General features: G+C 54.8%; 12 protein-coding genes and 2 pseudogenes. 4 read left to right on the top strand and 10 right to left on the bottom strand.

Translation table 11 applies throughout. The features are described from left to right. Positions 1–42: 42 nt before the first annotated feature. Entirely contained in the window at positions 43–984 is a 942-nt protein-coding gene (locus tag AACY52_RS26655; protein WP_339421158.1) for a 3-hydroxyacyl-CoA dehydrogenase family protein, read from the bottom strand. Positions 985–1,830: 846 nt separating this feature from the next. Next, the gene (locus tag AACY52_RS26650; RefSeq protein ID WP_339421160.1) at positions 1,831–2,214 is read right to left on the bottom strand and encodes a helix-turn-helix domain-containing protein; all 384 of its coding nucleotides are present in this window, start codon (positions 2,212–2,214) and stop codon (positions 1,831–1,833) included. A 698-nt stretch (positions 2,215–2,912) separates the two neighbouring features. Between AACY52_RS26650 and AACY52_RS26645 the strand changes: the two genes are divergently transcribed. After that, the gene (locus tag AACY52_RS26645) at positions 2,913–3,683 is read left to right on the top strand and encodes a YkgJ family cysteine cluster protein (protein ID WP_339437143.1); all 771 of its coding nucleotides are present in this window, start codon (positions 2,913–2,915) and stop codon (positions 3,681–3,683) included. A 179-nt stretch (positions 3,684–3,862) separates the two neighbouring features. Next, positions 3,863–4,294: pseudogene (locus tag AACY52_RS26640) on the top strand (transposase domain-containing protein); the annotation flags it as partial. A gap of 402 nt (positions 4,295–4,696) precedes the next feature. Here the strand turns inward: AACY52_RS26640 and AACY52_RS26635 are convergent. Further along, on the bottom strand, positions 4,697–5,368 hold the full coding sequence (locus AACY52_RS26635) for a hypothetical protein (protein ID WP_339495089.1): 672 nt from the start codon (positions 5,366–5,368) through the stop codon (positions 4,697–4,699). A gap of 148 nt (positions 5,369–5,516) precedes the next feature. Next, positions 5,517–6,500: an aldo/keto reductase gene (locus AACY52_RS26630; protein WP_339560981.1), complete on the bottom strand. Its 984-nt coding sequence runs from the start codon at positions 6,498–6,500 to the stop codon at positions 5,517–5,519. A 523-nt stretch (positions 6,501–7,023) separates the two neighbouring features. On the opposite strand from AACY52_RS26630, the gene AACY52_RS26625 reads away from it, so the two are divergent. Beyond that, positions 7,024–7,872 carry an AraC family transcriptional regulator N-terminal domain-containing protein gene (locus AACY52_RS26625; protein ID WP_370468054.1) on the top strand — a complete coding sequence of 283 codons (849 nt, stop codon included), beginning with the start codon at positions 7,024–7,026 and terminating at the stop codon, positions 7,870–7,872. Positions 7,873–8,140: 268 nt separating this feature from the next. Here the strand turns inward: AACY52_RS26625 and AACY52_RS26620 are convergent, their stop codons facing one another. The 4 genes from AACY52_RS26620 to AACY52_RS26605 form a co-directional block, all read right to left on the bottom strand. Next, positions 8,141–9,559, bottom strand: a complete 1,419-nt coding sequence (locus AACY52_RS26620) for a sugar porter family MFS transporter (protein ID WP_131696418.1) — start codon at positions 9,557–9,559, stop codon at positions 8,141–8,143. Positions 9,560–9,655: 96 nt separating this feature from the next. Continuing rightward, positions 9,656–10,615, bottom strand: coding sequence for a sugar phosphate isomerase/epimerase (locus AACY52_RS26615; protein WP_339560979.1), 960 nt, complete (start codon positions 10,613–10,615; stop codon positions 9,656–9,658). After that, entirely contained in the window at positions 10,612–11,640 is a 1,029-nt protein-coding gene (locus AACY52_RS26610) for a Gfo/Idh/MocA family oxidoreductase (protein ID WP_339560978.1), read from the bottom strand. Before AACY52_RS26610 ends, AACY52_RS26615 begins: the two co-directional genes overlap by 4 nt. Positions 11,641–11,653: 13 nt before the next feature. Beyond that, complete coding sequence (locus AACY52_RS26605) at positions 11,654–11,782, bottom strand: hypothetical protein (RefSeq protein WP_259242521.1); 129 nt, start codon at positions 11,780–11,782, stop codon at positions 11,654–11,656. Positions 11,783–11,980: 198 nt separating this feature from the next. On the opposite strand from AACY52_RS26605, the gene AACY52_RS26600 reads away from it, so the two are divergent. After that, positions 11,981–13,006 carry a LacI family DNA-binding transcriptional regulator gene (locus AACY52_RS26600; protein WP_339421170.1) on the top strand — a complete coding sequence of 342 codons (1,026 nt, stop codon included), beginning with the start codon at positions 11,981–11,983 and terminating at the stop codon, positions 13,004–13,006. 638 nt (positions 13,007–13,644) lie between these two features. Here AACY52_RS26600 and AACY52_RS32380 read toward each other — a convergent pair. Both AACY52_RS32380 and AACY52_RS32375 read right to left on the bottom strand, forming a co-directional pair. Further along, positions 13,645–14,400, bottom strand: a complete 756-nt coding sequence (locus AACY52_RS32380) for a methyl-accepting chemotaxis protein (RefSeq protein ID WP_370467910.1) — start codon at positions 14,398–14,400, stop codon at positions 13,645–13,647. A gap of 102 nt (positions 14,401–14,502) precedes the next feature. Beyond that, positions 14,503–14,769 (bottom strand): annotated as a pseudogene (locus AACY52_RS32375) (HAMP domain-containing protein); the annotation flags it as partial. Between the last annotated feature and the right edge of the window lie 2,012 nt (positions 14,770–16,781).

Raw genomic sequence — 16,781 nt, 5'->3', positions numbered from 1 at the left:
TAGCGAGTACTTGCTTTGGAGCCGTGCTTTTGCTCAGTGGGTTCAGGGTTTGAGTGCATACCGTAACTGGTGCCCGCGCCGACTCAGCAACCTTTCGTGGCGCGCCTCATCCCAGCGATAGAAGCCTTGACCGCTGCGCAGGCCGGTATTCCCCGCCGCCACCTTTTCCTTGAGCAACTCAATGACTTCGGTGCCTTGTGCCAATTGCGGTATCAGGTGAGTTGATATGTCTACAAAGGTATCCAGCCCGGCCATATCGGCCGCCTCGAGCGGGCCAACCATGCCATAGCGGCGGCCCAATGAAGCCCGCATGACCCTATCCACTGTGTCCGCATCAGCGATACCACTCTGGACGATATGCAGCGCTTCCCGCAGCAGGGCAAATTGAAGACGATTTCCAATAAAGCCGGGCGCCGCCTTCTCAAGTACGACAGCTTCCAGATCCATGGCCTCGAGCATCACACGCACTTTTTCGACAAGGTGCGCATCGGTGGCGGTACCGGGTACCAATTCCACTAACGGAATAAAATGCGGAGGATTCCAGAAGTGCGCGATGAACAACCGCTCCGGGTGCTCCAAACTCTCTGCAAGACTATCCGGCGGAAAACCACTGGTATTGCTGGCGAACACGCAGTCGGGTCTGACGATGCCTTCCAGTTCCCGATAAAGTGACTGTTTTAACGGCAGACGCTCGGGTACTGCTTCGATGAGTAGATCAACATCGGCCAATGCAGTCAGCGTGCTGACGGGTATCAGGCGCGACAAAGTCACGTCCCGGTCCGCTTCGTCGAATTGGTCGGCAGCCACCAATTCGTTGAGGATCATGCTAGCTACCGTTGGAATGTCCGCCAGCCGCTCAAGTTGCGGGTCGTAGAGGCTTACCTGCAATCCGTGGCGTGCAAGGTGCAGCGCGATTCCAACCCCCATGAGGCCGGCTCCCAAAATGGCAGTGGATGCGAAAGCGGTTTTGGTGGAAGTGGCCATATTATTATTCCTTGTTTACGCGCCGACGTTAGCGCGACTCTCTGGTCGCCAATGATCAATGGCGTGGACAGACCTTGTGCGTGTCACCACGGATAATCCGTGCATCACCAGTGCCCGATGGCCAGACACCCTGATTAACAGCCTGACTGTTGACGTTTACTCTGTTGGTGTCTCACTCGAGTTCTTTTGCAACAGATTAAGACCGGCCCTCAAACAACAGGCTTTTAGGCCTCATCAATGCAGGGAAGAGTCATCCTGGGGGACAGCCGTTTTTTGAGAAGAAGACTACCGACAGCGTGGATACCATGCTTATTGGAAAATGTTGTTGGCTCGCGGGTGTCTATGAACTTGATCTCGGCGATGAGGTTTCAGATATGCCCAAAAAGCCAAGATCCTCGTCGCGCGCAACTCTCTTCTGAAGCCCGCCGCCCATCGCTTCTGAATAGCTACTAACGCCCTTATTGAAACCAGCGATTCCCTTGCTACGCTCCCTTTTCTTGGGGCCGGGAAATCATGCGGCCCTGAGTATGACCTTGGCAGATTGATCTGTTAATTTTGTTTTTTTTATGCATTGATTTGTAAAACTAATAAATGCGCCCATCAAATGGTGCTTGTCGTTAGTGGCATTTCAAGCATTTTATGTCTTGACAAATGAGCCAGTCGAATAACGCGTTCATATGCTCAGATGTTGGTACAAGGCATTGAGGGAGAACATCGTTATCAGTCTTACCGTGGTATACACGGTAACCATAGGGTCTAATTTAGAGTTAGTAGGGTTGAGGATACCGCAGGTAAATCGAAGAAATTACCCGTTGCAGTTGGCCAGTGGCGGCGAGCAAGAAAAAATCAATCCGCCAGGTTTTCTTGTGCGGCCTCGTCAAACTTCAATCGGGCCGTTTCAACCTCAGGCAATTTGTCAAGCGTCCATTTATGCAATTCGCGAAATGGCTGTTGAAGTGTGCGACCTAGTTGGGTGATCTCATACTGCACTGCCACGGGCGACAACGAGATGACTTTGCGCGAGACCAGCCCATTTCGTTCCAGTCGCCGCAGGCACTGTGTAAGCGCCTTCTGCGTGACGCCCTCCAGGCGGCGTCTAATGGCGTTAAAACGGTGCGGCCCGTCATCTAGCACCGCCAGAACCATCATCGACCACTTATCAGCAATCTGGTCGAAAAGAGCCCGGCTCGGGCACTCCGACGAGAAACATTGTGGCTTTAATTCCAGCATCTAAGTTTCCTCGTATATACCTAGGCGACTCTGGGTGCCTAATTGACATTTGGTTTACAAAATATACTTATATAGCCTCCGAAAGCAAATGGAGCCCATCGAATGGCAAAATCTGGTTGCTGCATGTCATTTCACCCTTTTTCCTTCCGGTCGTTTGAGCTTAAAACCGATTGTCATGGCGCCGATGACGAGGCAACTCTGACCGCAGGGTATTCCCGACAAAGGGAGCACTGAGTATTGCCGTCACGGGCTTCTTGCAGAAGGACCTGTTATTGATTGTCCGGCTGCACGTAAGGGTGCTGGCATCCTTTTTCCACAGTGAAACGGCGCTAGCCGGGTGCATTAACGTGATCAATTCTGTTCTCAGTGTCAGTGGTCGTATGGGGCCGCAACTTTGGCACACCGGCGCGGTGCGTGACGTCAGCGGTTGGGAGCCCAATGGGCCGGCTGAAAGCCCAACCGGCATCTATTCGCCAAACGAGCCGCGCGGTAGGCAATAAGCGGATAAGAAATCGCTGACCCGGTTGCTGCATTCGCCAAGGCAGCGGTGGATCCCAAAAGACTGAGTTTAGACACCGCTGAGATCCTGCGAAACGAAGATGCCCGTAGGCCGGGTAATAGGGCGTTGCCATGGATATACCCATCTTTTTAACCACCGCCGCTACTCGGAGTTTGGCGGCGATGAGCAGAGATTGATCATGACATCTATAAATCATTCAGTGACGCTCATAGAAAACGTCACGCGGTTTACCTGTAACGGGTGCGGAACTTGCTGCAAAGAACGTCTTATTCCTCTCAGCCTTCAAGAGGCCGAGCAATGGTTAAATCGCGGTGGTGACATCGCTGTCATACTCGAAGCTTTCGACACGTCAGTCTTCCCGTTGCCAGAGCACTACAACCACAGCGTGCGACGCGCGGTAGATGTAGCCAGTGGAGATGCACGTATTCAGGTGATAGCCATTTTTGCTGGTAACGCACTGACACAGTGTCCAAGTTTAGGGGAGGATAACCACTGCACAATCTATGAAGATCGACCGCTGGTCTGTCGAATCTACCCGATGGAAATCAATCCATTTATACCCCTGCGCCCCGAAGAAAAGGTCTGCCCCCCTGAAGTCTGGGAAGCGGGAGAAGTGTTATGTTCTGACCGTAGAGTTGACCCTGTCTTAGAGGGTCAGATTCAACGCTCCCGGCAGACTGATCGCGACGATGCCAGGGCTAAAGTTTTAGTATGCGCGGCGATGGGGATGAGTGTTGCCGCATGGAAAGGTAACGCTCTGGCTGTTTACTTAGCCGACCGTGCGCAGTTGCAACAGGCCATCAGTTTCGTTAGGGCGGGGGGGGATGTACCGGTAAATGTGTCTTGGAAAGTTCGTGTAGATGATGCTGACCTTCACACTCGTCTGCATGGGGTAGGTATTGAACTGGATCTTCGCACACAGACTGAATATATCTTTCACTCGATTTAATCGAAGAGCTTAGTGATTTGCCGGGTTTTTAGTCGGAGTGGATGATTGGTAAGCGTCCCGTCCCTCATTCAGACTTACATAAACGCCACTTATGAGGGTAATGCTGTTCACTTAAGCATTTGAGCTTGCGCCGGGCTTCCTAGAAAATCCGATGCCAGACCTCTGGCATCGGATTTTTTATGTCTGTTCAACAGGACCTGCTCGACCTCGGCGATCTTTTTAACTTTTGCGACCTGAGCACCTGCACCCAAAACATTCCCATAGAGTGGGTAGCGTCTGCGCTCGACCTCCCCAGTCAGGCGACCATTCGCCGGCGTCGCCTGCCCGCTGATCAGGTGCTGTGGCTAGTGCTCGGCATGGCGTTATTCCGTGACGAGCCCGTTCACGAGGTGGCCAGACGTTTGAACATCTGCGCCCAAGGCCTGGCCACTGACCATTTGCTGGCGCGCAGCGGTGTAACCGAAGCGCGTAAGCGACTCGGCGCCGATCCTGTTGAGTGGCTATTCCGTAAGACCGGCAACCATTGGGGCGCGGAGCGCTATGACGATGATACCTGGCATGATCTGCAGATTTTCGCAGTGGACGGTGCGCTTTTGCGCACCCCGGATACCGCCCTTTCCTGCGAGTGGTAAGCGGGAGGCCTGAGCCGAGCTCAGCGACGTCGGCTCCGGGCAATCCTGCGGCGTAAAAATCAAAATCGTACTTTGCAATCCACACCTGTCCTGAGGCACCGTAACGTGCTGATCAGCGACTCGTCGAACAGATAGGTATCAGCGCCGTTGACCATGGCGAACGGCGTATCGCCCAGGCCTTCTGTCAACGCCCTGGGTGTGGCCGCTCTGGCGAAAAGACAACATCGTGCTGACGCGCAGGTGTGGTTGACCCGAATGTCTGGCTAACGCACATCCACCGCCAGCGTGACCGCAGTCAACTCAGTGGAGCCGGTCAGTACTGGCTGGATTCGCCTCAATTGCCCGGGCAGTTACAAGCAATGTCCAAGATGGCCTTTATTTTTAAGTCGGAGGACTGAACGAAGGACGTTTTCTTACTTTCGCTGCCGAGTTTAACCAGAGCAGAATGGCTGCGAGAGAAGCGGTTATTATCAATGTAAGCCACATGATGACCAGCAGGGTGAAAGTGACACTGTTGTTTAACTCACGAAAAATGCCGAAGGCAAAAGCTGTGTACCAAGACACCCCCGAAACTGCACCGGATGCGAGAAATAAGGTAGCTCTTCTACGGGAAACCCCAAAGAGCAGGGGGCGACTCAAGTCGCGCAGTGCTTGTGGCAACACAAACGCGTGAATGATTATTCCATTGATGGTCAGGACGATCACCACAATTACCTTCGCCCAGAGTTTAGGATTCTCAAACTTTTCCGGTGACTCCAACGCGTAAAGAGCAAGGAAGCCAAGACCTGAAAGCCACAGGAGGCATAGTCCAAGAGTGACCGCGTTGCTGATGAAGTGAAAGGTGCGTCCGACTTCAACGGGGAGGCTACCCCTACGCATCCAACGCAAAATCCAGAGGTCCAGCATCGTCGCCCCGCCGAGACCGAAGCACATACCGAGCAGGTGCATCCCTACAAGGAGTGTCAGAACCTTCAACTGTGGGAGTGGATCAGGCAACGGAACGCTAAGCGCAAGTAAGCCGCCGAAAATCATGAGAGACGTTCGTGTTTTCATTTATTACAACCTTAGGCTAGCGTTCTTATTTGAACGCGTGCACAGTTTATTTTCTGGAGAATAAGGTCCTTGAATTCTCAATGTTATGGATGTGAGCGATTGCAGTGAAAGGAAGTTAAAGCTTGCTCCGGTAAAACTCCAATAAAGCTCAGGAAGGCACCGGTGCTTGAGCATCAATCAAACTCTGGCGCTTCAACTCCTCCCAAAAGGCTGCCGGAATACCGACCTTCATCGCCTGTACATTGGAAACTACCTGCCCCGGCGAACGCGCCCCCGGAATGATCGCGGACACTTGTGGATGTGCCGCTGCGAACTGCAAGGCGGCAGTATGAATGTCGATGCCATGTCGGCTGGCAACCGCCATGATTCGCGCGCGCTTTTCTACCGCTCCGGCAGGTAGATCCTGACTGAAGTTATATCGGCTGCGCCCTCCCAGAAATCCATCATTCAGGGGTGTTCCAATCACGACACTGGTGCCCTTACTGCTCAACGCCGGAAAGTTGCTGCGCAACGCATCGCCGTGGTCGAGGAGGGAATACTGGCAGGCAAGCAACACGATGTCGGGCGTCGGGTCAATACTGGCCAGTGCCTGAACCACGGCGTTCGGCGTATTGACGCCGAAGCCCCATGCCTTGATGAGCCCTTCATTCCGCATCTTTTCAAGCTCAACCATCGCCCCTGTGCGCGCAATTCGATACGCCGCTTCCCATCCGCCTTCCAGCTCGGTGTTATCTGGTGAGATGTCGTGGATAAAAACGATATCGATACGTGGTAGCCCCAGACGCTGCAGGCTGTCTTCCACGGAACGTCGCGTGCCTGCTGCGGTGTAGTCATATTGGTAGTTGAAAGGGGCTGGCGACTTCCAGATGGCATGGTCCGCGCGCAGGCCACCCGCAGCCGTCAATACGAGGCCGACCTTGGTGGAGATCACATAGTCGTCTGGATCTTTGTCATGCAGGAAGCGACCCAGACGATATTCACTCAAGCTAAACCCGTAGAACGGCGACGTGTCGTAAAACCTTACGCCCGCATCCCAAGCCGCCTGCAGAACCAAGCCCGCCTGCACGTCGCTGATCGGCGCAAAGATATTGCCGATCTGCGTCCCGCCCATGCCAAAGCGTTGAGGCGTCATGTATCTCATTGTCTGCGAGGGCGCATTGAGGGGCAGGTCGGCGCGCACGAGCCGGCCTTCAGTACGCATCACGCTTCCATGCTCTGTCAGCGAAGTGGGTGCTGGGGCAGCAGCCACCGAACTTGCGAAAGCCGATGCTGGCAGCAAAGCGGCTGTAACAGCACCAGCGACCGAGTAGGTAAGAAAATCTCGTCTGTCCATCCAAAACTTTCCTTTCGCGACTGAGGGGGCACGGCCTCATCGAAGCCGGTATTCGTACTGGAAGTTAGAACAACGAGGGGTGGCCGGGTGACCCTAATGCGCCATATTTTTTGCACAATCCTGCCGATGCACTTGTGCTGGTCACGCACTCTCAGCAAACTCAAGCATTCCGTATATAGGGGCGCATGTGATGACGAGCGGTTCCATCTCGCAGTTCCGTTTCAGCCATTTGCATTCCCTGGGTTTGCGCGAACCCGCTCAACCCAACGAACGCCTCTAGGCACTCAGACGGCTTATCGAAAAAGTCACTCTGCAGATTGGCTTGGCCGAGGCTTGCACGACGTCGATTCCAGGCTTGGCCTTTTATCGAGTGGCCGAACTAGGTACGCCCAAGTACTGCATTTATGAGCCTTGCGTGGCCATCATTCTGCAGGGCGCGAAGGAGATCGCGTTCGGCGAGCAAGCCTGTGAGTTCGGGCAAGGGGCGTTTTTTGTCACTTCGGTCGATATACCCACACTGGCTCGCGTTAACGCGGCTAGTGAACAAACCCCTTATTTATCAATTGTGTTGAAACTCGATTTTTCCATGCTCAACGAGGTGATCCTGACCCTGGAACCGCCAAAGCAGGAAATGGCTACTGAGGCGCGGGGCTTCGTATCCGGTATGGCGACGAGTGAGCTGCTCGACGCGTTCACCCGACTCTCCACGCTGATCGAGCGGCCACTTGAAGCAGGCCTGATGTCGGGCCTTATCAAGCGGGAGATATACGGTAGGCTGCTGCTCAGTGAAGCGGGGCATTTGTTGCGCAGCGTCACTCGCGATGGTTACCGAGACAAGGGCATCGTGAGAGCCATTGAGTGGTTAAAATATCACTACGACAAGCCGCTGCACGTGGCCGACCTCGCCGAACGATCAGGAATGGCCAGCTCTACCCTGCATCACCGGTTTCGCAAGTTGACAGGCACCAGCCCCATTCAGTATCAAAAATCGTTGCGGCTGCAAGCCGCGCGCAGCCTGATGTTGACCGATAGGCTAGACGTGAACACCGCCGCGTTGCGGGTCGGCTATGAAAGCGTCGCCCAGTTCAGCCGCGAATATGCCCGACGTTTCGGAGCCCCACCCTCCAGAGACATCAAGCATGCACGGGAAAATGGTGGGCGGCTCGACTAACCGCACTAATGTTTCCACGGTCGGCCGTGTTAAGGCCACTCAACACCTGCGAAAATTAGGATTGCGTTGCAGTGGGCCCAGGCATTTACAAGCAGGCACTTTCTCCGTTGATCGAGGCGCGATGATATTGCCTGTTGGCGACGGCTGCGACGCCATAGGGGCACCAATCGTGCCCACGGCTGCAGCCCATGCCTTTGCGCGTAGCCGCGCTCCGTGCAACGAAATAGGAAACTGAGGAACGGCAGTTAGGGGGGCAACTTCATCCCGTCTACCCATACAACCGCTGCTCAATCTCTTCGAGCGTGCTGCCTCGTGTCTCCGGTACCCACACTGCAACGAAGGTCAGAGACAGAAGTCCTGCTCCCACGAATACAAAGAAGGTTTGGCCGATCCCGATCGTTGCAACCAAGGATGGGAAGAACATGCCGATCATCACGTTGGTCAACCAGAAGGCTGCGATCGCCATGCCCATGCATCCGCCACGGATGCGCATTGGGAAAATTTCTGCCAAAAGCACCCAGAAAGCAGGCCCGATCAGCCCTTGCATGGAGGCCAAGAACATCGCCATGGCGCCGAGAATGAGCATGGCGCGGGTGACGGAGGGGTCGACAAAAACTGAAACCAGGCCAATCAACAGCAAAGACAATGTGGTGCCGGTGAAGCCGAGCAACATCATTGGGCGACGCCCCACGCGGTCCAGCAGAGCAATACCCACGAACGTTGCGCCAATCGAGATAATGCCGTTTACGACATTGGCGATCAGTGCGCTACGTTGTTCCAGGCCTGCTTCTGTGAGGATCTGGGTGCCGAAGTACATGATTGAATTGACTCCGGTCAGCTGCGACGTAACAGCGATACCGATGCCAATCAAAAAGATTCGTCGTGCGCCCTTTTGAGACAGATCGCGCCAGCCACCTTTTTTAATGAATCGCTCGTTGCTGATCTGCTGAGTGATGGCCTCCATCTCAGCCTTGGCGTAGTACTCCTCCCGCACCAGTTTCAGTACCTCCAGGCCCTCTCTGAAGCGCCCTTTGGTGGCTAGCCAGCGCGGGCTTTCCGGCATGTAGAGCATACCCAACCAGAGTGCCACGGCTGGCAGGGTTGCCAAGGCAAGCATCCATCTCCAAACACCATCGAGATCGCTGAACAAATTGCCCAGTGTGGCGTTAGTGGTGAAGGCCAGGAATTGCCCGGTGACGATCATCAGCTCGTTGCGAGTGATGATGCGACCGCGGATGCTGGATGGGGCCATTTCCGCAAGATACGCCGGCACGACGACCGATGCGCCGCCCACCGCTAACCCCAGCGTGAAGCGGGCGGCCACCATGACGTTGAGGGTGGGCGCCAGCGCACAAGCCAACGCGCCAAGAAAAAACACTACGGCGAGGAAAAGAATGATACGGCGGCGACCCTTGAGGTCCGATAGGCGACCGCTGCACAGCGCCCCCATCATTGCGCCGATCAATAGGGCGCTGGCGACCAAGCCCTCCGTAAATGGCGTCAGGCCCAGGTCATCCTTCATATAGAGCAGGGCGCCATTGATGACGCCCGTATCGAAGCCGAACAGCAGGCCGCCAAACGTGGCAATCCAAGTCACTTTTTGCAGGTAGCGCTGTGCCTGGCGTTTTTCAGGACTTACATAGGCGGCTGAAGTGTCTGCCGTATTTCCGTAGGAATTAATTGTCATTGTGATATTCCTGACTGAAACTTATGGGGATGCTCACTCGCCATTGCGGTGAGCGATTTAATATGGAATTACATTGGTTTTTTCTCGTGGTGCGATTCAGATGGACTGGGGTTTGAAATCGCTGGCGGCAACCGGCATGACGCTCTTTAGCAGTCTTACGGACTTTTCCAAGCCCTCGAGGCTGTTGAGTAAAACGTCCTCATGCTCAATCGATAGCCAGCCATCGTAGCCAGCCATCTTCAAGCGGTAGCAGAATTGCCGCCACCATTGCTCACCGTGGCCGAATCCAAGCGTGATGTAGGACCAGCTTCGGGATGAGATATCCATCAATGAGCCATTTTCCAGGAGTGAATCCACGGCCTGGACTGGCGCGTTAAGCAAAGTATCTTTGGCGTGCACATGGTAAATGGCGTCGCCCAGTGCCTCGGCGGCGACCAGCGGGTCAGCGCCCATCCAGAACAGATGCGAGGGATCCAGGTTGGCGCCTATCACCGGTCCGATCGCATTGCGTAGTTTCAGCAGCGAACGGACGTTGTAGACGCACTGGTTACCGTGCAATTCCAAAGCGATACGCTCCACACCGTTCTCCTTGGCCAGATCAGCGATCTCGCTCCAGAAGGGCAGCAGGCGTTCTTCCCATTGATAGCGCAGCATTGTCTGGGTTTCGGGAGGCCATGAGGCAACCACCCAGTTCGGCATCCTGTCGCCGGCCCGACCCTCTGGTAAGCCGGACATGGTGCAAACGGTCTTGACTCCCAGTTCACCGGCTACGCGTATCGTGTCCTTGAGACACTGGCCTTGCTCGGGCTGCGTGGGATGCAAAGGGTTGCCGTTGGCGTTCAGGGAAATGATTTCCAGGCCGTGCTCCTGGAAGCTGCGTTTGAGTGCCTGGCGTTCCCCGGCGCTGGCGAGCATCTGCGCCAAGTTAAAGTGCGGCGCGGTCGACCATCCGCCGGTGTTGATCTCCAGGCCCGACACTTCCAGGCGTTCAGCCTGCTTGAGCATCTCCTGCAATGGCAGGTTACCGAGGCTGTCGGTGACGAATCCCAGCTTCATGACGTAGCTCCTTCTCGCGATCGGTAGAGGGGCGGTACTTCCAGCGTTGGCAAAACTACCCGGCGACGCTGATTGAGTGCCTCGATACCGGCTTGGGCGACGATGGCTGCGCAATAGCCGTCCCAGGCATTCGCGGCATGGACAGGGAATACGCCTGTGTTGATGAACTCCACGAATGCTTTGTTCTGCAGGCGGTAGGCGTCGGCGAAACGCGGCCGCCAATCGGCAGCGTACCGTTCAAAGCCTTGAAGACGGGTATTGAAACGAGCATGTACGGGAGTGGCCAGTTGCACGGAACCCAGCTCGCCCACGAGCTCGCCACGCACGTCGTACCCGTAATGGGCGTTGTTGTTGATTTCGATGTTCACCAGATGGCCTTCCCGGGTTTCCAGCACCATGAATACCGGAGCACCGGCGCCATCCTCAGACGTGCGGGTAGGTTGGAACACTGAAATGGCAACGTATTCAGTGTCGAGCACATGACGGGCCACATCGAACTCATGAGGCGCGGAGTTACTGATCGCCATTTGCCCGCTGAAGTTGGCGGGAGCTTCTACGTTGCGATGGAAATTGTGCATCATCACGGCCCGACCTATCACGCCGTCGCCCAAGGCACTTTTCATTTCCCTGTACGACGGGTCAAACCGGCGCATGAAGCCCAGTTGCACGAATTGGCGACCCCGGGAGGCCTCTTTGTCGATGACCGCCAGGCACTGGTTCGGGCTTTGAGACAGCGGCTTTTCACACAGTGCAGGTTTCCCAGCCTCGATGGCTGCCATGGTCAGGATCGCATGGGTTTCGTCCGGGCTGGCGATGATGATTGCATCGACATCGGACCTTGAAAGTGTGAACAGTGGATCAGTGGAAACGTCAGCGGCGCCATAACGGTCAGCTATCAGCTTCGCTCGCTCTGGCGACGCATCACACACCACATGCAACGTGGCTCCCGGAAGGTCCTGGGCAATGATGCGGGCGTGATCTTCCCCCATAATCCCTGCGCCGATAACGGCGATTCGTATGCTCATATTCAACTACCTATCAATGGGCGAAAGTCATCAACGCGGCGTCGAACTCGCGAGCGTGTTGATTGAGAAAGGCGGTGCACAATGGGGCAAAAGCGGCGTAGCCGCGGCGGTCGAAATCAACCGATGGGGACGAGTTACTCATGGGGCGATCCTGGCGGTTTGTTGTGTTTGTTATGCCTCGATTATTAGCACCGAAAAAGCAATCATCAAGCAGCGCCATAGGCGGTTTATGATGTAAAACACCTCAAATACGAAGATGCTTTCATGCCTGTCATTGCTCTTGAAACAATTATTAGCAATGCGTATATGGTGTAAATAACATCAAAAAAGGGCTGGCTATATGACCATGCAAACATCGGCGCGTTTATGGAAGGGGCCCACTGTTCAACAGGTCGCCAAGGTGGCCAGGGTCGGGGTAGCGACCGTTGATCGTGTGCTGAATAACCGTCCTGGCGTACGGGAAAACACCCGTCTGAAAGTGCTGGCGGCGCTGGATAAGCTAAAGAAAGATTTGGCTGACGGCATGGCAACTTTGCAGATCAAGCTATTTTGCGATTCGGGTGAAACCTTCAATGCTACGTTGGCCGGTGCCGAGGCGTTGGTGAACGCTTCGACACCTGGCGTCGTCGTGCATGGCTACTATGTACCGACTAACCAGGTCGATCCCGCCACTTTTGCTGATCAGGTTCAGGCTGAGGGCGCCTCAGCGGATGGTGTGATCGTCGTATCGCGCGAGCACCCGGCGATCAACCGAGCGATTCGCAAACTGTGCAGCCTGGATATCCCCGTCGTGTGCCTGACCACCGACCTGCCTAACTCCGGGCGTAGTGCTTACGTTGGCAATGATCAATATGCGGCGGGCAGTGTCGCCGGATTGCTGATCGGCAATGCTTTACCAAAAAAGGCCGCGAAAATCCTGCTGGTGACCAGTGTGCCGTTTCGCTGTCAGCAGGAGCGGGAAATGGGGTTTCGCAGGGTGCTCCGTTCCGAGTTTCCGTATCTGAAAATCGACGAACGAGTGATGTCCGACGATCGCCCTCAGACCACGACTGAACAATTGACGCGCTATTTTTCCAAGCACAACTATCCCGCAGCCATCTACAACGTGGCCGGCGCCAATCGGGGTGTTGCTCAGGCCATAGAGACTATTGCGGCTGAGGATCGGCCTATTTTTGTCGGTCATGAGCTGACGGTTCATACGCGGGCGATGCTTGAGTCCGGCGTCATGGATTATGTTATCTCTCATGATTTCGTTGGCGAGACTGCCGCAGCGGTGCGCTGGATACGAGGAGCGATTGAGGGAGCGGTGACAACGCCACCTTCAACACAGATCTTGATTCACACCCGATACAACTGTGGTGCGTAAGATCACGTTGCGGTCGCTATCTCATTTTTTACTGTTTGAATTAGGAATTCGCCTGTCAACGGCGCCAGCATCAGTTCGCTTGCAATGCTCAATCATCAAATCGCACACGATTCTGGCGGGAAGCCCAACCTCTTAATTCCACTGGTTATCAAGACCCTTGCTATTCGGTATGCCTGGTCGCGAGTGCTGCCGAGGCAGCTGTTACGTCGTTAAGATTGGCTTGCTGTGCTACGCAAGCATCGACATGGTATTGCCGCGCTGCATCGACAGCGTCGCAACCATCTTTACCGCTCGGTATTCGACAGCAACCGGCATGGAGGCTACAAATCTGCTTGATTGTCCACGGAGACCTCCATTAAATGCTATGAAGCTTAAGGCTCCTGGACAATATGTCTTTCGGTATGTCGAGATGTCCGGCTGAAAAAAAAACGGCCAACTATTCGCTCAGCGAGCAAAGTGTGATTGCCGGAAGCCAAGCTGCAGCGCCTCAAGTTCGGCTTTGATACCGGCGATATCTGAAAAAAAGTCTGGAGAATGAGTACCTGCATCAGGATTCGAGTCTCAACCAAAGAGGATTGCCCCATAGCTTGAATAGCTGTCTTTAGGGCAATCCCCCCACAGTAGACCTTTGGGGTTATTTAAACCTTGAACTGATCCATGAGTTTCATTTGCTGGCTGGCCAATGCATTGAGCTGGCTACTTATAGCCGCCGACTCGGTAGCCTGCCCGGTGAGGGTTTCGGTTACAGTACGGATCGCCGAGACGTTGCGATTGACCTCTTCGGCTACTGCGCTCTGCTCCTCCGCAGCGCTGGCGATCTGCAGGTTCATGTCGCTGATCACTGTCACGGCGTCGCTGATCTTGCTCAGTGCTTTCACCGCTTCATGGATCTGCCCGGCATTGCTTTGGGCCTGTTGCTGGCTCGAGTGCATGGTCGCCACCACGCCACGGGTGCCGCTCTGGATACGCTCAATCACTACACGAATTTCTTCCACCGAGTCCTGCGTGCGTTTGGCCAGGTTACGCACCTCATCGGCTACCACCGCAAAGCCGCGTCCGCTTTCCCCCGCACGTGCCGCTTCGATCGCCGCGTTCAGCGCCAACAAGTTGGTTTGTTCGGCAATGCTGCGGATCACCTCAAGTACTGATCCGATCTGTTCGCTATTAAGGGCCAATTCCTCGACTTCACCGACTGCCTTGCTGACTTCCTGGGCAAGCGAGGTGATATCGCGGGTGCTTTGTTCGATGATCGACATGCCTTCGCGTGCCGACTGATCCGCGCCGCGTGCCGCGCTGGCAGCATTGGAAGCGCTGTTAGCGACGTCGTGTGCGGTGGCGCTCATTTCATTGGACGCGGTAGCCACCTGGTCTATCTCGCGAAATTGCACCTGCATGCCTTCGCTGGTCTGGCGCGCAATGGCCGAAGACTGATCAGCCGTACCGCGAGCTTCGGTGATGCTTTGCTTGACCTGCGCGATGGTAGGTTGCAGTTTGTCGAGGAAGCGATTGAACCAGTTCACGAGTTCGCCCAGTTCATCCTTTTTGGTGTAGGCCAAGCGCTGGGTGAGGTCGCCGTCGCCGCTGGAGATGTCCTTTAGCATGGCGGCTACGCTGTTGATCGGACGGGTCACGCCCGTGGCGGTGAGCCAGATCAGAAGCAGTCCGAGCAGCCCTGCGGCGGCGGCTACAAGTAGCGCTTTGAGGGTGCCGCTGGCTTGAGCTTCATCGAGCACGGCTTGAAGTTTTATGCTGTCGGAAAGCATCTCGTGTTTGGGCAGTTTGATCACTACGCCCCAGGCTTTGGCATCGGCAATGGGCTTGACTGGGTAAATCGCGCTGACGGTGTCGCCCTGTTCGCGGTTGACGTAGCTGCCACTGGCGAGCAGTTGCACGATCTCCTTGCCTTGTTCGCCGATGATGTCGATCAGGTTTTTCCCAACCTTGGCTGGCTCGCCACTGTAGGCTGCAATAAGGCCCTTGCTGGAAATTATCTCCAGATGCGCCGCACCCTCGAACAACTCTTTTTGCGCGGTGTCCGCGCTGGCTTGCAGGGTGTTGAGGGCAATATCAACACCTACCGCCCCGATGATTTTACCATCCATGATCAATGGCAACGAGACGGTGGTCATAAGTACCGGTGTGCCGCTGACCGAGTCTTCATATGGATCTAGTAAGCAGGTGCTTTGGGTATCACGTGGGCAGGTGTACCAAATGTTGTAGGGCGTACCGCTGAGGTTGGGCGTGGTATTGTTCAGGTCTTCATCGGGTATGATGGTGTTAGAAGCTTTACCATCCACCCGATTCCAGTAACTGGCGAAGCGGCCTTTGTCGTTGGACGCGCGGGCGTTGTCGTTAACGAACCCGCTGTCGTTGCCGTCCAGGCCATTGGGTTCAAACACCAGCCATATGCCGAGCATTTTGTTGTTGCGTTCAAAGGTATTTTTCAAGCTCTGATTGAGCTCTTCACGCAAGGCGCCGGCGCCCAGAGAGCGCTTGGTTGCCAGATTTTGCAAGTCTCTGACCAGATCGGCGGTGGCCATGGTCACGGTAAGATTTTCGCCAATGGTTTTCTGCAGCAGTAAGGCTTGCTCCGCAGCTTTGGCTCCCAGCAAGTTTTGCACGTTGCTGGTGAGCATTCGCGAGCTTGAGTCGCCGACCAGCCTGTTGTTCTGATTGGCTTCGTGGAGGTTGATGCTGATGATCAACGCTATTACGCCCAATAGACATAACCCGGACAGCAGTACGATTTTCAAGCGTATCGATAGGGTGTCGAACATAAGATCACTCACTGATGGATGTGTGGAAATGCATGCACGGCAAGGCCGAGTCCATTCGCCCCTTGTGACCTACATCGGCGCAATCAGTTAATTTCTGAAAGGTAAGCGATGAACGGTAGTAACAGCTTCAACAAGCGTGGAAGGGGCGTGCAAGTCGTTTGGGTAGTGCTCAAATCCTCAGTTTACCCAAGCTCATCCCGGCACTTACGAGAGGGCCGGTGCGATAGCAAGCGCGCCTGGCTGGCGAGTTAGAGCACCGTGATGGCCTCCCGCAGAGACCGACACGTTGCCACTGTGGTCCGGGTTGGGCGTGGTAGGTTCATGGGCGTCCTCGCGCGAAAACAAGGCCACCCTCTCAAACCGGTTCATCGATCACAGTAGGAAATAGGTTTTCCATAAATTTTGTTTTTCTGATCATGCTCTCCAGAGGTTCCGCGGAGCTGGAGCTGGCGTGTTATCGCCAGAGCAGGATTGACCCAGTTACCGAAACTTCACTGACCTAGGCTACTAACTCGGGGAACATTACCAATGCTGGACTTTTGCAGATTGGTGTCGGGTCAGTGTGGCATCGGCCATTGGGTCAATTCGGCGTCAGCGCCAACAGTTCAGGCGCTCGGTGTCAGCATCAATTTAACGGGGAGTAGGTGTCCGGTTTGGCAGGGGCAAGTCCTGTACCGAAGCCCCCAGCGGAAGTAGCTGGAGTGACGATACTCTTCTAAACGCTCGAAGAGTACGCAGTGCTTGTCAGCGAGGTGCTAAATAGTCAAGAGTCAAAGGCTCATGGTTTCAGATAGCGCATATGGTTTTCTTTAGGCACGGCGCCTGTTTTCTGTTTTTTGCAACTTCAGAGTAAGTGAACAGCTAGAGTTGCTTTTCTGTTGGGCGGTAGTTGGTGAAGATACAATATGCGGATGAAGGTCCCTGACGTTAAAAAATAGTTATCTCTGGAGCTATTATTCTAATTAGTTAACCTATATTTCTTGTTAGGGGCAGCTTGC

The organism is Pseudomonas sp. EA_65y_Pfl1_P113, assembly GCF_963970525.1.
GTDB classification, from domain to species: domain Bacteria; phylum Pseudomonadota; class Gammaproteobacteria; order Pseudomonadales; family Pseudomonadaceae; genus Aquipseudomonas; species Aquipseudomonas tritici.
This window is presented reverse-complemented; position numbering and strand designations above follow the sequence as displayed.